The following is a 14,073-nucleotide window of genomic DNA, read 5'->3' as shown; positions in this document are numbered from 1 at the left end:
AGCGATGAACTTTATCGGCGTAGTTTACCGCCGTAGGCATCGCTTCCATGAAACTGCATCAAAGACAATTGCCTGAGCCATCCCAACACTTTTCAATAGCTTTTAAAGCTGTAGTCCTTATTCCACATAGCTTAGAGCTTTTCTTAGTGCCATTCAGTCTTGAGGTAATCTGGCTGTGGCATTGGTCAGGGTTAATCCAGGCGATAGCAGATGGCACCCTTTTACTAGCTGAGAAGCATTGTCCCATCTGTGCAGTAGCAACTGCTTGTATAGGGATGTGTCGAATGGAGTTAGAAATTTTTCAAGCGGCTTTAGGTGAAGATATAACCATTGAACGAACTGAACACATTTTGAATGGCGATCGCCGTTGCGTTTATCGAGTTACTGTTTAGTCTGCTAAACCCTATTCCTAAGCTTTCTAAATTGGCTAAGGTATTGATTATATAAAGTGCGTTACGTTTTGCTAACGCACCCTACACCTATTTCAAAAATCAAATATGAGTCCTATTGTTACTTCAGGTACTACTATTTGATTTTTCACCTGAGCGTTCGGTAGCAGGAGGAAATTTAACACTTTCTTCGACTCTATGGACTTCTGTATTAGTCTGCTCCTCAGACAGGAGATCGTCAGGTTTTAATGATTCATCAGCAGCATCATCAATTACTCCATTGGCATTAATATTGGGTTTATTAGAAGCACCTTTATGGCTAGCATGTCCACCAGGCATAACTATTACCTCTCATTTTTATAACTAAGCACCCCTAGCCTAAACTCTTTTGTTTGGAGAAATACACTATCAGAAGGCTTATAGCAGAACTATCAAAATCCAGTCTGGAGTTATATAAATTTCTCGTAAGGGCATAGCAATGCTGTGGCCCTAAGTATTTGTATGATTATTTTTAAAGTGAAACGGTATTACAAAAAAGTAAAAAACCATCCCTGATTAGAAGGGATGGTTAAGAGGTTGTTTGAAAAGTGGTGACTGACGTATACAAAACTTTAGATCCTCCTAAATCCTCCTTAAAAAGGAGGACTTTGAGAAGGTTATTCCCCTTTTTTAAGGGGGGCTAGGGGGGATCTGAATACAAGCATAGAATTTTCAAACATCCTCTAGGACAGTTTATTGATGAACTAATTCAAGAGATGAACAAACATCAATAAATGGGTAGGTTTGTCAAGAAATTAAGTTACAGTTTCAAACCCTGTCACACCGAAATCGGTTCTTCAATATTTACCACCACAGCTTGTAGTTCCTTCGCTTTCTCCTCCGGTAAAGCATCATTGGCAAACATCCCTGCTGCAAGTTCGGTTCCCGCCAGATACTTTAGCCTTTCGCTTGTCCGATATGGTGGAAAAAACTCGGCGTGTAAATGTGCTTCTGGATGGGCTAAACCATCCGTGGGTGCTTGGAACCAAGCCATCAAGTAAGGAAACGGGCGATTCCACAAACCGTCATACTTGAGAGTGACAGTTTTTAACGCCTTAGCAAGTCCCCAACGTTGTTCTGGGGTAAGATCCATAAAAGTGCCAACTGGCTCTTTCGGTGCAATCCAGACTTCATAGGGGTAACGAGCGCATACCGGAACAAATGCGATCGCATACTCATCTTGATAAATAATCCGTTGATTGTCTGCAATCTCCCTCTGAATCAAGTCTTGCAGTAAACCCCGTTGATGTTTTTCATAATACTCCTGCTGCATTGACAGCATCCGCGCCGGAACAGGCGGTATAAAAGGATAGGCGTAAATTTGCCCGTGAGGATGGTGCAATGTTACACCCACCTCTACCCCCTTATTTTCAAAAGGCAGCACGTACTGAATTTCAGGATTTAGTCCTAGTTCGCAGGTGCGATCGCCCCACACTTCCAACAGCAAATCTAGATGATCCAACTGTAAGGAACTCAAGGAGGCACGGGCATCTTGCGTAAAAACCACTACCTCACAGGCTCCATTAGCTGGTAACGTTTCCACGATGGTATCAGGTGGATTGTTGGCTGTCGGACTCATTGAGGGAAAGCGGTTATCGAACACTGCCACGTCATACTTACCTTGGGGTAGTTCCGTTGGGAACTCAGGGTTGGTGGTAGGTGCGAGGGGATTATATTCTGGGGGCGGCATGAATGTCCGCCCTTGACGGTGACTAGCATAAGCTACCCATTCACCCCGCAAGGGGTGCCAGCGCAAGTGGGGATTAGCTTGCACTGGCTCATTACTAGGGCTAGTAGCTTCTAACTGACTACTAATTGGGTAACGACTGTATAACTTGAGTTTGCGTCCGTCGGGCTTTAACAGCTTGTGGGAGTACATAAACCTTGTCCTGAGAGGGTTGCTGCGCGGATTGCCTCAATGGGAAATTTCGGAGTGCGATCGCCGTACAATAAACCGTTAGCTTCTTGAAAGGTATCAGTTAATTGTGTGTAACAGAATCCGCTAAATAGCTCAATGTCATTAACGGTTTCCAGCAGAGCAGCGTATTTCATTTCTAGTTCGGAGATATTTGAGCAGTGTTCATATCCCCAAGCTTGATCTGCATTAGGTTGATCGAGAGGAGCATAGGCAATACCACCAAACTCGGTCAACATCACTGGTTGTCCCTGATGGGGATAGTTATCCAGGGTGAGAATGCGTCCCCCAGGGCGGCTACGCTCGAATAGATCCGATATCTGAATATCCGGTCTGTAGCGATGGGCTAATCGCTCAGGGTGGCGTTCATAGTCGTGAATAGCGAGGATGTCGGTATCTGTACTTTCCCAACCATCGTTACCAATTACTGGACGAGTCGGATCGAGAGTCTTGGTTAGATGATACATAGCCAATACGTAGTTACGATGAGCCGCCGTTTCAACCAAATTTGGTACACCCCAAGATTCATTAAACGGCACCCACGCCACAATACAAGGATGGCTGACATCTCGCTTGATGATTTCCGTCCACTCACGCGTCATCCGTTCCACAGCTTTCGGCGTGAAGCGGTAAGCGCTAGGCATCTCCTCCCATACTAACAACCCCAAAACGTCTGCCCAATATAAAAAGCGAGGGTCTTCAATTTTTTGGTGTTTGCGTACTCCGTTAAAACCCATAGCTTTGACGAGTTCTACATCACGCCGCAATGCTTCGTCACTGGGTGGAGTCATTAATGTATCAGGCCAATAGCCTTGGTCGAGAACTAGCCGGAGATAGTAGGGGCGACCGTTGAGCATAAAGCGATCGCGCTGAATGCTGACAGTCCGCATCGCTGTATAAGATTGCACTGCATCTAAAAGACGATCTTTATCCCATAGCTGAATTTCAGCATCTATCAGCGTGGGCTTTTCTGGACTCCAGAGTAATTCATTACGGCAATCGTCAATACCCGGATCGCTCAGAACAATGCGGCGGGTAATTTCCCCATTGAATACTTCATAAGTATCGCTTGCTAACACGCGATCGCCAACGCTGAGTTTAATTTTAATTTGTACACCCGAAGTAGGTAAATTACCAGCCAGCCCAGCTTCAAACCCAATTTCCCACCGTTCGCAGTCGGGAATCCAACGAAGATTACCGATATAAGTCTCACCTACACTCTCCAGCCAGACTGTCTGCCAAATGCCACTCGTGCGAGGATACCAAATACTATGGGGTTTCAAGTGCCAATCTTGTTTACCACGAGGTTTGGCGAGGTCGTGCGGATCGTCTTGCGCCCACACTGTTACCTTGGTTGTACCACTGTCATTTAAGGCATGGGTAATATCGAGAGTGAAAGAGGTGTGTCCGCCTTCATGCTCGGCTATGTATTTATCGTTTACCCACACACGAGCGCGATAGTCCACAGCGCCAAAGTGTAACAGTAATCTGCCGTCCCCTGGTGGTGTTTCAAATTCGCGCTCGTACCAGCAGTTTGGATGAAAACCGTGATCATTAATCCCACTTTTGGTAGATTCGGGCGCATAAGGAACTTCTATATGATGAGACCACTCGCTAAAATCGCTCGGCTCGACACATTTTCCCTGGTCATCAAATGCGAATTTCCACAGCCCATTTAAAGATTGCCAGCGTGATCGTTTTAACAATGGTCGTGGGTGTGCTGCTGCTAAGTCCACAAAGTTATTATCAGTTTTAGAGGCTAATTTAACCTCAGAATTCTCTAAATCTAACAATTTCATCAAATTTCCTCCCTATCCATAACTCAATCAACCCCTGCTATAGATTAGATCCAGATCCAAATATTGGATTCCCAGATATAGCAGGAGTTTTTACCGCATCATTCATCGATCGGTTCGAGCTAGTAGCATTATATTTTTTCGTAGTCAATACTGATACCTTCCCCACTTACGTGATGAAGTATAGCAATAAGTTTATATACCCCTAGCTCGTGACATTATGGCATATACATTACTAATCTTTGCCAGGTTATCTAAAAAAAAGCATTAAATTTAGGTGGCTAATAACTATCATAAATCTGCCACACAATAAAGTGGTTGTCATGAAAATTTTATTTATATAAATTGTTTAAGTAAATGTTTTAAAATAATTTATTAGTCAATAAACATTAGCAAACAAAAGGAAAATAACTAAAATCAGGTTATATTAAGAGAATAACGGAACCATCCATTGAATATTGCTAGACAGACAGCATTTTTGCCTGCAACCACGCCAATTCTGAAAATAAAGTCAAGTTTGCCAGTGCAAGTGCAACTGATTTGCATAAATGCTTGGCGACATCAATTACGCCTGCGAATGATGAGTATCGCAAGAGACACTACAAAAACACTTGCATTTGTGGCATCCTACGCGCTACATCTTAAATACTTGGGTAGAAAATAGCTCAAACCCTTATCAATCAAGTAATGACTGCTAACAGTTAACTTCAGAGCTTAATTTACCGAATAAAGTTAAATTTTAAAATCGATCAACTTCTTTTCAGCCTGAAGCCAATATTCTACAGACTTGCCATTTGCATAGCCCATTTTTTGCCAGATTGCATCAGCTTTCAAACGGATTTTATAGAAATTCAAAATTAAGAAAGCCAGGGTGATGGCTTAATTCCAACTTCACCAAGTGCGCGTATGTCATCGTCTGAATGACCTAGCGATCGAAGTGGCATAACTATGTCGCTTTCTAAATCCGGGACATAACACGCAATCAGGCTTGCCGCGCCTTCGGGCTGCCCAGTAGGTAAGATTCTCACTCCGCTAAGGGCAGCTAGGATAATGCATGACTCACCACAAGCAAGTGTCTCACTTCCACCCTGGTAGGCACTAAGAAAATGTGAAACCTCGTCTGGGCAGGGTATTGGGGGTAGGGTGTAGTGTTAATAAATATTCATTTCTTAGAGGTGAAACAGAGATTACTTCTTCTTCATGCCCCACACCCTACACCCAGCCTTGATTAGGGTTACAGTACTTCCCGTGAAAAGTCAGATGCTGAAGAACCTCGGAGGCCGCAGGCCACGGCGACCAGTCAACCGTCAGACCATCGTGAACGTCGGCAGCTGACCAGTGTTGTCAAACAGCCCGACGCTGTAGCTGCCTCCATACGGCACGATCATCGCGTTTGATCGCATGGCGGCCCGCGCCCAGTCTGCGTTCCCAACTGCCGATGCTGCAAGTGCCGCCAGCCCAGTGGCTTGTATGCACTGCAAGAAGTACGCGCTGGTCACGAGGAGCAGGTCATACATGGGCTGGTCGTAGTTCGCGATCGCGAGGAACACGTTCTGGGGCTGCCACGTTGCTTTGCCCCGTGCAACTCCAGCCGACTGGATCGCCAGGAGTGAGTCGGTACCACCGACAACGTTGACAATCTCGGCGTAGCGACTGCCCGGCCGACTTGCGGCTTGCTCGGCGTGTCTGCGCCAGTTGTCGAGCGGGCGGATCTCCTCGACAGCATAGGTGCCTTCAAAGAGCAAGGTTGGGTTGTAGATGAAGTAGCCTACAGGAGCCATTGCGTTCGTCGGCTTTGAACCAGTGAGAATTTGGTCGAGGTAGCCCGCGTTGTACCCGTAGCTGTCAGTGAGTCCCTGGAGCTGCGCGCCCCGAAGGCTCCCCTCAGCGTAAGCGATCGCTCCGGCATCGTTGCCGTTGAATGCTGTGAGCACGGCGTTAATGCGCGTCACAATCGCGTTAAAGCTATTCGCGGTCGGCGGAAATCCGGGCCGTGGGTTCGGCGAACCCGGCACCGGGAAGCGGATGAAAGCGTCGCGCAACCACACGCCGCCAAAATACCCGGCGAGGTGCATCAGCCACAGCAACGTCGGGAGCGACGGGTCACCGGGTTCGGACGGTTGGAGTGTCTGCTCGAACACGTACACCGGGACGTAGCGTGAGAGGAAGTCGATCGGATTCTGACTCGCCGCCGGGGTCGCACGCGCGTAGGCGCTCACGAGTCGGTCGAGGAGATCCCGATTCTCGGTCATGACGGCTCGGAGGTTGTCAAAGAACGGGTAGGGGGGCAGGTTGAGCTGTAGCTGAGGTTGGCTTTGTGCAACGGCGAAGCTGCCGAAAACTCCGGTTCTTGAAAGGGACGTGGCGGCAAGTCCGGTCGCTCCCGCTCTCACCGCGCCAATGAAGAACGCACGGCGCGAGATGTGGTTGTACATGATGATTCCCTCTGCTACTGAATTAAAATACAGTAAATTTACTAAATCTCCAATTTCAAGAATTTTCTATATAAATTAATGGGCTTATTTATCAACAAGTAACTATCAAGTAAATATCAGGTATAGAGGATAGCGTAGCGTAAAGCCTGCGGCATGGCTTCTCTACGAGACGCTACGCGTAGCTCGCTTCTCCGTAGGAGTACGCTTAGAGCGACGCAGCCCGTCGTAGACATCGCATACAAAAAGCCCAGTCATCTGATAACTAGGCTTTCATTATCTCAATCAATCATTGGAGGTAGAGTAGTTTCACTCTATGCAGCAGGTTGTTCAAGATTTACCTTGACAACTTTGTTCTTTTCTTGCTCAGTTTTTGGCAGTGTCAGATTCAAAATGCCGTCTTTATAATCTGCGGTGACATTAGTATTTTGAACCTTATGCTGTAAGTAAATAGGACTTACGCAACTGGCACAATGCGATCGTCAATTGCTAGTACATAAGTATTAGTTAAATCTGATTCCGAAAGCCTTGTATTCGTAATAAAAGCCGATGTATTGGAAGCAAAGCATGAAATATTCATGAGAAAATAGGTAGAGGTTGTATGAGATAAATGTTGCTTGCGGTAATGAGATTTACTAAGCTTAATTACTGCCAATACTTATTAAGTAGTCAAATTAATTATACGATGACCAATTTGGCAGAGCATTTAGAGACTATTAGCCATGATGCAATTAACTACTATTTGAAGAGAGAAAAGTTAACACCTCGATTACTCTGGGATAACGTGAAAGAGTTAGTTGAGCCTGATACCAATGGTTACATAATATTTGATGATAGCGTTTTAGATAAAAGGTATTCTGAAGAAATAGAAATAGTCAGGAGACAATATAGTGGTAATGAGCATGGTGTCGTCAAAGGTATTGGTGTAGTTAGTTGCGTGTATGTCAACCCTACTATTCAAAGATTTTGGGTAATAGATTACCGTATTTTTAATCCTGATGTCGATGGTAAAACCAAGATAGACCATGTGAAAGACATGCTGGAAAACCTTGTATATCATAAGCTTTTACCATTTGATACTGTTTTGATGGACACATGGTATGCCGTACATAGTTTAATGCTTTATATTGATAGGTTAGAAAAAATTTATTATTGCCCTTTAAAAAATAATCGGTTAGTTGATGATACATTTGCCAAAGAAAAATATAAACGGATTGAATTATTAGAATGGAGTCCTGAAGAGTGAAAATGTGGTAAAATCATAAAAATTAAAGGGTTTCCCGCTCAGAAGAAAGTGAAACTATTCCGGGTTACTGTTTCTACCAACAGAACGGATTATATCGCCACTAACGATTTATCTCAAAGCTCCACGGATGTTGTACAAGAGGTGTGCAAAATTCGTTGGAAAATCGGGCGTTGCATAAATGCGGGATGAATTAACTAAATACAGGTATTTGTCTATACTTTAAGTAATAAAGTAACAAACGAATTGAGTATTTAAGCATATCTACTGATTTGGAATAGCATAATGTTTTGCGATAGCGAAGCGGTAGCGACGTTAGGAGCGTCTGTAAGCGTGCTAGATAATGACGTAACCTTGTATTTTCACCTTCTACTCTGGTCATATATGTTTTACTGACGATATGGTCTCCTGGCTCAATAAAACTGGGGTAAACTTTCCATCCATCGGTAACATAAAAATAGCATTGCCAGCAGCAAACAATGTCCCACAAAGGTTTAAATGTTTCAGCGCTGTGGTCTCCCAAAACCCAAGCTAAAATTCCTTGACGAAAGTGGTTTACTGCTGTCCACAACCAAATTTTGTTTTTTTTGAACCGACAAAAGTTTCGAGTTCATCTAACTCTCCAACTTCTGGTATCTCGTTGATTGGTGGTGCATCTGGAAGTTTTTCACCAATAAGTTTTTCGCCAATTAATTATGGTTGTATGGTGAACTCCCTTATCACGCTCGATCGCTCGAAATCCCATGCCATTCACGTATGATCTTAAACAGTCTTGTTTTATCTCATCTGAGTATCCTTTTGGTGGACTATAGGCATCGATAAATTGACGACCACATTTTACACAAATGTGATTTTGCTTACCTCTTCGTTTACCATTTTTTCTAATCTCAGTAGAATCACAGTATGGACAATACACAGTATCACACCTCAATTCATCCCTATATTATGCAACGCCCATTTTTGTTGTAAGTTAATACATCAAAGTTGTAAGGGACTTCCAGAAAATAAACTATTCCGCTAACAGTAATGATAATCATTTGAAAGGGGGATGAAGGGGCTGCCGTCGGCAGCCCCTTCATCCCCCTTTTGTAGTAATTTGAATAATGACGCTTGTTTTTGAGTGTGGCAACTAGTGGCTATAGTATTAACTGATTCTCTTAAAAAGTTGTTGATTGAAACTGCATCTCAATTAAAAGGTGCAGCAAAACGTAAATTTATGGCTTCGACAGTTCAGGGCTTAGGTTTAGGAGGGCAACGGCTTGCACAATCAGAATTAGGATGGAATCGAGATACTATTAGGAAAGGAATAAGAGAATTAGAAAGTGGTATTACTTGTATTGATAACATAAGTGGCAAAGGGCGTTATAAAGCAGAAGAACACTTGCCAAATCTTTTAGAAGATATAAAAAATATAGTAGATTCGCAAAGCCAAACTGATCCTAGTTTTAAAAGTCAAAGACTATATAGCAGACTCAGTGCTGCCGAAGTTAGAAAACAATTAATTGAAAAGTATGGTTATAGTGATGAGAATTTACATACATCAGAAACAATTCGCGTCAAATTAAATAATTTAGGTTACAAACTAAGAAGAGTAAAGAAAGTTCAACCTCAAAAAAAATCCCACAAACTGATGCAATCTTTGAGCAACTAGACATAGTAAACAAAGACGCTTCGGAAGATAAGAGTGTTTTACGTCTCAGCATGGACGGAAAAGCCCGCGTTAAGATTGGCTCATTTGATCGAGGGGGTAAAAGCAGGGATGGAGCGAAAGCTGATGACCATGATTATAATCCAAAAACAACTGTAACTCCTTATGGTATATTTCTTCCAGAGTTTGATGAACTATTTTTATACTTTACGGAATCGAAAGTTACCAGTGATTTTATTGTTGATATTTTAGAAGATTTTTGGTCTTGTGAAAAGTATCGTTTTTCGCAAATTAAAACATTACTTCAAAATCTTGATGATGGGCCGCAGAATAGTTCACGGCGTACCCAATTTATGAAACGTATAGTAGAGTTTGCCCACAAACATCAAGTCATGAAGTTTTCCCAAATTTAGGTAATTGGTTTATTGATATTTGTTGTAATAAGACAAAAGTTATTTGATTTTAATAACAGCATTTATTTAGCTACAAACAAAACATACTAATTTACACCGTTTAACTTCAAAGCAGACGACAAGTGTATAGATTCTTCATGCATAGATGAGAGGGAGAAAAAGGGTTGCCCTCGGCAACCCCTTTTCTCCTCCCTTAAAATGATTATCATTCTTGAAAAATCCTGTCTCTTGTTTTTCTTGGAATGATTTATTCTTTGGAAGTCCCTAAGCCAATGCAACAAAGGTGCAGTTCGATACAACTAAGTTGCAAGCCAATGCAACAAAGGTGCAAATCAAAGCATTTAGCCAATTTGTGAGTGGGCAAACATTTGCCCACCCTACACACTTAAACAAAAGTAAAGTTACCCTGTGTCAGCACCAGTACCGCCAGTCAAAGTAATTCGTAATTGATAATTCGTAATTCGTAATTGCAATCAGTGGGGGCTTGTACCCTCTTTAATTACGAATTGCGAATTACGAATTAGTAATTATTTCTTCGGGTTAATTAGCTTTGATTTGTTGCCCTGAAAAATTGAATGTTCCTACAGGTGGGACATTATTTAATAACGGATTAGCATTGAGATTGAATAAACGCAGCGTGATAGTCCCTTCTACAGTCTGCGTTTGAGGATTAAAGCTAGCTTGATAGTCGGATCTGCCAATACTACCGATAGATCCTGCACTTCCTGGAAAAGCAAAGGTAATGGATCTGGCACTGACTCCAGTTTTACCATTACACTTCCAAGCACCTTGTCCATTGCTAAAGGGATTAAAGACGTTGGTAACGCCACCTTGATTGGAGTCAATGACAAAAAAGTTACCATCTGCGGTAAGTGTTATGACGCCACGAGATGCAATTGTGCCATCTTGGTTGAAGATTTTTGTCAGATAAGAACCAGTGACATTGAGGCGACAAGGTGTTGTATTAGAAATAGTTTTTGGTACTGAGAAGTCGTTACCCCTAACAACGTTAGGAGCCGCAAGCAATGTACAAGCAAAAACAGAACTAAACAACAAAGTGTTGCGAGAGCAAATTTTATTCATTTTGTTTGTTAGTTGATTACACAACTGTAGTAATTTTGTAAGTACTTTCCGTTAAACATCTGTAGAGATGTTGTAATACAACACCTCTAGGCAATGCAACGTTTCTACTGAACTGTATTGGCGCACAATCCTTTACACCTGTAACCTCTGACCGCAGAGGCAAGGTTCGCTGAAATATTGCTTAAATCATTGACGTAATGGATTGTACAGCGATCGCCTGGGTAAGCACATCGTACAAGTGTCCTATTTTTGACTAGGATCAATGACCTATATAACTATTAGTTATGAATAGAGAATGTATATAGAGAAGTGAAAAGTCTCTATTCAGGTGATATTACTTGTTTGTTGTTAGATATAAATTTTAATACAACAAATAATGACTCTTATTGCAACCATTCTGGGTATAGTTGCTGGCATTTGCCTATATATCGGTCTGTTACATTTGCTGATTGCCTATGGGCGATTACAAACAGCGCTTCACTTCTGCTTTGGGTTAGTCTGCTTAGGAGTTTGTGCCTATATCCTGGCTTTGATACTCACATATCAAACCACTAATGTAGAAAACTACATAATTGCCAAAAAATTAGCATCTTCTATAGGGTATGTTGACGGAATTACTATTGTATGGTTTGTAGCTTTATATACTAAAGTTAAGCCAATGCGTTTAATTTTGGTACTGAATAGCGTGTACGTCATCAGCTTGTTAATTAACCAAATTTCCGCTACGGGGATTCTTTACTCTCATATCAGTAGCCTATCAAGTATTTCTTTGCCTTGGAGCGAATCGATTACTCACCCAAAAGGTACACTCAATCCGCTATTCAGTTTTCAATTATTAGCTTTAAACAGTAGTGCTGTTTTCTTGTTTTACGCCTGTTACCGTCAATACCGACGTGGTGAAAAGCAAGCAGCGTTGACTCTGTGTCTTTCCGTAGTGATTTTGGTAGGAACTGTTCAACACGATCGCCAAGTAGATTTAGGGACAATCAAATTCATATACCTGGCTGGATTTGGATTTATGTCCTTCGTGGTGATTATGAGTCTACGCTTAAGGAAGGAGTTGATTCAAGCGGTGAAGCTAGGGGAACAATTGATTGAAAGCGAACGGCTACGGAAGATTGCTGTAGAAGTGGAGCGAAATCGTCTCGCCCGCGATTTACACGATTCAGTATCGCAGACATTGTTTACTGTAGCGACAATTGCCGAAGCCTTGCCTAGAGTCTGGAAACGCAACCCAGAGGTAGCCCAGGAGGGATTAGAGGAACTTGCCCAATTGACACAAGGGGCATTAGCAGAAATGCGGAATTTACTAGTTGAGTTGCGTCCTAGTGGTTTGGCAGATAAACCTTTAGGTGAATTGCTACAACAGTTAACCAAGGGAATTCAAGGACGGGCAAGTTTTCAGGTAATAACGACGGTGGAAGGCGAGCGCTCTCTGTCTAATGAAGTGAAGCTTGTCTTCTACCGGATTACTCAAGAAGCACTAAATAATATTATTAAATATGCCCAAGCAACGCTTGTATCAGTCAGCCTCCACGGCGATTCACAGGAAATAGTCTTGCGTATTAGCGATAATGGCTGTGGTTTTGACTCCAACAAGATACCATCTGGTCATCTGGGAATAGCAATTATGAAAGAACGAGCTGAATCCATTGGTGCTATTTTCTATTTGTCAAGCTATCCAGGGGAAGGGACTGAGATTGTCCTGAGTTGGTCAATCGCTAGCTTGAAAATAGGGAATGGGGAGTAGGGAATTGGGAATGGGGCATTGGGTATAAATAAAGTTAACTACTAGAATCGTGATTTGTTCTTTTTGATTAGTCATTGGTAAGGGTTTTAGGCGTATTTGTTTTTGTAACATAGTTATGTTTATTTCCATCAACTTACTTACAAAAGACAGGTTTACATATTACATTGTGGGATTTTTGCGTGATTGACTGGCGAGAAATGAAAAATTAAAGATTAAGAATCTCACGTATAAATACTGAAAATGGAACAATAATGCCAATGTATTAAAAATAGTCTTAATACCCCGGATTTATATATGGAAAAAGATAAATCATTGAAACCGATTCGGGTCATTACTGTTGACGATCATCAAATCCTGCGGGGAGGTATTAAATTTCTCTTGCTGGCGTTTGATGACATGGAATTAGTGGGTGAAGCGCGTAATGGAGATGAAGCAGTACATTTGTGCGAACAGTTGCAGCCAGATGTAGTGCTGATGGATTTGATGATGGTGGGGATGAATGGAGCAGAAGCAACAAGAGCTATCCGCAAAAAATACCCAGAAATTCAAGTTTTAATTTTGACGAGTTTTCTAGCGAATGATTTGGTACAGCAAGCAATGCAAGCCGGAGCTATTGGCTACCTGCTCAAGGGTATCTCGATTGATGAGTTGGCGGATGCCATCCGAGCCGCTGCGATCGGTCGGTCGATGTTGACAGTAGAGGTGATCCAGGCTTTGCTGCAACCGAGCAAACTATCATCCCAACCTGTCTTGAGCAAGCGACAGGAAGAAGTTTTAGCACTGCTGGCTTTAGGATTAAGTAATGACGCGATTGCTCAACGGATGAAACTGAGTCCTTCTACCATCAGGCATCATGTCAGCCAGGTACTAAATAAGTTAGGAGTAACGAACCGTACTGAGGCTGCAACTACAGCAGTGCGAGTTGGATGTGTTTAGTATTGGTGAATTAACTTAGTTACTTTTGAATATTTTATATTGCAAAGTTTTAAGATAATTGATTTTAACAAGAGTAGTAGCGATAGCTACGGTGGGCTATGCCAACACTACTACTCTTGTTACGCCAGTAAGGTGTTTAATTTTTGCAGGTCGATGCATCTAAGTTGTAAGTCGATGCAACTTAGTTGCAGGTCAATGTATCTAAGGTGCAGGTCGATGTATCTAAGTTGCAAACCGATCCAAGTAAGGTACAAGTTGATACATCTAAGGTGCAGGTCGATGCAACTAAGGTGCAGCCTGATAGGAAAGGGAAAAATTCAAAGTTTCTACATAGTTGCAATGAGGACAAACATGAGTCCTCGTAGATAGAGACTTTTTAAGTTTCTTGCCACAGTTAGAACAATTTTGACTAGTATTGTGGGCAGGTAC

General features: G+C 42.4%; 11 protein-coding genes and 5 pseudogenes. 5 read left to right on the top strand and 11 right to left on the bottom strand.

Features of this window, described 5'->3' with window-relative positions; genetic code table 11:
- Positions 1-47: 47 nt before the first annotated feature.
- Entirely contained in the window at positions 48-392 is a 345-nt protein-coding gene (locus RM347_RS34395) for a hypothetical protein (protein WP_322719780.1), read from the top strand.
- Between the two features lie 123 nt (positions 393-515).
- Here RM347_RS34395 and RM347_RS34390 read toward each other — a convergent pair whose 3' ends face one another.
- The 7 genes and pseudogenes from RM347_RS34390 to RM347_RS34360 form a co-directional block, all read right to left on the bottom strand.
- Positions 516-728 carry a hypothetical protein gene (locus RM347_RS34390; RefSeq protein ID WP_322719779.1) on the bottom strand — a complete coding sequence of 71 codons (213 nt, stop codon included), beginning with the start codon at positions 726-728 and terminating at the stop codon, positions 516-518.
- A 478-nt stretch (positions 729-1,206) separates the two neighbouring features.
- On the bottom strand, positions 1,207-2,307 hold the full coding sequence (galT, locus tag RM347_RS34385; protein ID WP_322719778.1) for a galactose-1-phosphate uridylyltransferase: 1,101 nt from the start codon (positions 2,305-2,307) through the stop codon (positions 1,207-1,209).
- Positions 2,286-4,142: a glycoside hydrolase family 2 protein gene (locus RM347_RS34380; protein WP_322719777.1), complete on the bottom strand. Its 1,857-nt coding sequence runs from the start codon at positions 4,140-4,142 to the stop codon at positions 2,286-2,288. The genes galT and RM347_RS34380 overlap by 22 nt, the downstream gene beginning before the upstream one ends.
- Before the next feature lie 729 nt (positions 4,143-4,871).
- The gene (locus RM347_RS34375; protein ID WP_416211918.1) at positions 4,872-4,973 is read right to left on the bottom strand and encodes a DUF2934 domain-containing protein; all 102 of its coding nucleotides are present in this window, start codon (positions 4,971-4,973) and stop codon (positions 4,872-4,874) included.
- Between the two features lie 473 nt (positions 4,974-5,446).
- Positions 5,447-6,574, bottom strand: coding sequence for a hypothetical protein (locus tag RM347_RS34370; RefSeq protein WP_322719776.1), 1,128 nt, complete (start codon positions 6,572-6,574; stop codon positions 5,447-5,449).
- 311 nt (positions 6,575-6,885) lie between these two features.
- Positions 6,886-7,023: pseudogene (locus RM347_RS34365) on the bottom strand (Hsp20 family protein); the annotation flags it as partial.
- A gap of 5 nt (positions 7,024-7,028) precedes the next feature.
- Positions 7,029-7,151, bottom strand: coding sequence for a hypothetical protein (locus tag RM347_RS34360; protein WP_322719775.1), 123 nt, complete (start codon positions 7,149-7,151; stop codon positions 7,029-7,031).
- 45 nt (positions 7,152-7,196) lie between these two features.
- On the opposite strand from RM347_RS34360, the pseudogene RM347_RS34355 reads away from it, so the two are divergent.
- Positions 7,197-7,982 (top strand): annotated as a pseudogene (locus RM347_RS34355) (IS701 family transposase); the annotation flags it as partial.
- Between the two features lie 25 nt (positions 7,983-8,007).
- Here RM347_RS34355 and RM347_RS34350 read toward each other — a convergent pair.
- Positions 8,008-8,406, bottom strand: a pseudogene (locus RM347_RS34350) (IS1 family transposase); the annotation flags it as partial.
- 75 nt (positions 8,407-8,481) lie between these two features.
- Entirely contained in the window at positions 8,482-8,730 is a 249-nt protein-coding gene (locus tag RM347_RS34345; RefSeq protein WP_416211917.1) for an IS1/IS1595 family N-terminal zinc-binding domain-containing protein, read from the bottom strand.
- Between the two features lie 222 nt (positions 8,731-8,952).
- Between RM347_RS34345 and RM347_RS34340 the strand changes: the two are divergent.
- Positions 8,953-9,854: pseudogene (locus tag RM347_RS34340) on the top strand (ISAzo13-like element transposase-related protein); the annotation flags it as partial.
- 561 nt (positions 9,855-10,415) lie between these two features.
- On the opposite strand, the gene RM347_RS34335 reads toward RM347_RS34340, so the two are convergent.
- Positions 10,416-10,958: a hypothetical protein gene (locus RM347_RS34335; protein WP_322719774.1), complete on the bottom strand. Its 543-nt coding sequence runs from the start codon at positions 10,956-10,958 to the stop codon at positions 10,416-10,418.
- Positions 10,959-11,334: 376 nt separating this feature from the next.
- On the opposite strand from RM347_RS34335, the gene RM347_RS34330 reads away from it, so the two are divergent.
- Together RM347_RS34330 and RM347_RS34325 are read left to right on the top strand one after the other, a co-directional pair.
- The gene (locus tag RM347_RS34330; RefSeq protein ID WP_322719773.1) at positions 11,335-12,708 is read left to right on the top strand and encodes a sensor histidine kinase; all 1,374 of its coding nucleotides are present in this window, start codon (positions 11,335-11,337) and stop codon (positions 12,706-12,708) included.
- 294 nt (positions 12,709-13,002) lie between these two features.
- Positions 13,003-13,644, top strand: a complete 642-nt coding sequence (locus RM347_RS34325) for a response regulator transcription factor (protein ID WP_322719772.1) — start codon at positions 13,003-13,005, stop codon at positions 13,642-13,644.
- 324 nt (positions 13,645-13,968) lie between these two features.
- Here RM347_RS34325 and RM347_RS34320 read toward each other — a convergent pair.
- Positions 13,969-14,073: pseudogene (locus RM347_RS34320) on the bottom strand (zinc ribbon domain-containing protein); the annotation flags it as partial.

The sequence above is a fragment of the Nostoc sp. ChiQUE02 genome, assembly GCF_034531305.2.
Lineage (GTDB): Bacteria > Cyanobacteriota > Cyanobacteriia > Cyanobacteriales > Nostocaceae > Nostoc.
The sequence above is the reverse complement of the archived record's forward strand: the minus strand, read 5'-3'. Positions and strand labels throughout refer to the sequence as shown.

Coding starts and splice junctions, on each gene's coding strand:
- RM347_RS34325 (WP_322719772.1), top strand. CDS start 13,003: ATGGAAAAAGATAAATCATTGAAACCGATTCGGGTCATTACTGTTGAC.
- galT (WP_322719778.1), bottom strand. CDS start 2,307: ATGTACTCCCACAAGCTGTTAAAGCCCGACGGACGCAAACTCAAGTTA.
- RM347_RS34335 (WP_322719774.1), bottom strand. CDS start 10,958: ATGAATAAAATTTGCTCTCGCAACACTTTGTTGTTTAGTTCTGTTTTT.
- RM347_RS34370 (WP_322719776.1), bottom strand. CDS start 6,574: ATGTACAACCACATCTCGCGCCGTGCGTTCTTCATTGGCGCGGTGAGA.
- RM347_RS34330 (WP_322719773.1), top strand. CDS start 11,335: ATGACTCTTATTGCAACCATTCTGGGTATAGTTGCTGGCATTTGCCTA.
- RM347_RS34390 (WP_322719779.1), bottom strand. CDS start 728: ATGCCTGGTGGACATGCTAGCCATAAAGGTGCTTCTAATAAACCCAAT.
- RM347_RS34360 (WP_322719775.1), bottom strand. CDS start 7,151: ATGAATATTTCATGCTTTGCTTCCAATACATCGGCTTTTATTACGAAT.
- RM347_RS34395 (WP_322719780.1), top strand. CDS start 48: ATGAAACTGCATCAAAGACAATTGCCTGAGCCATCCCAACACTTTTCA.
- RM347_RS34380 (WP_322719777.1), bottom strand. CDS start 4,142: ATGAAATTGTTAGATTTAGAGAATTCTGAGGTTAAATTAGCCTCTAAA.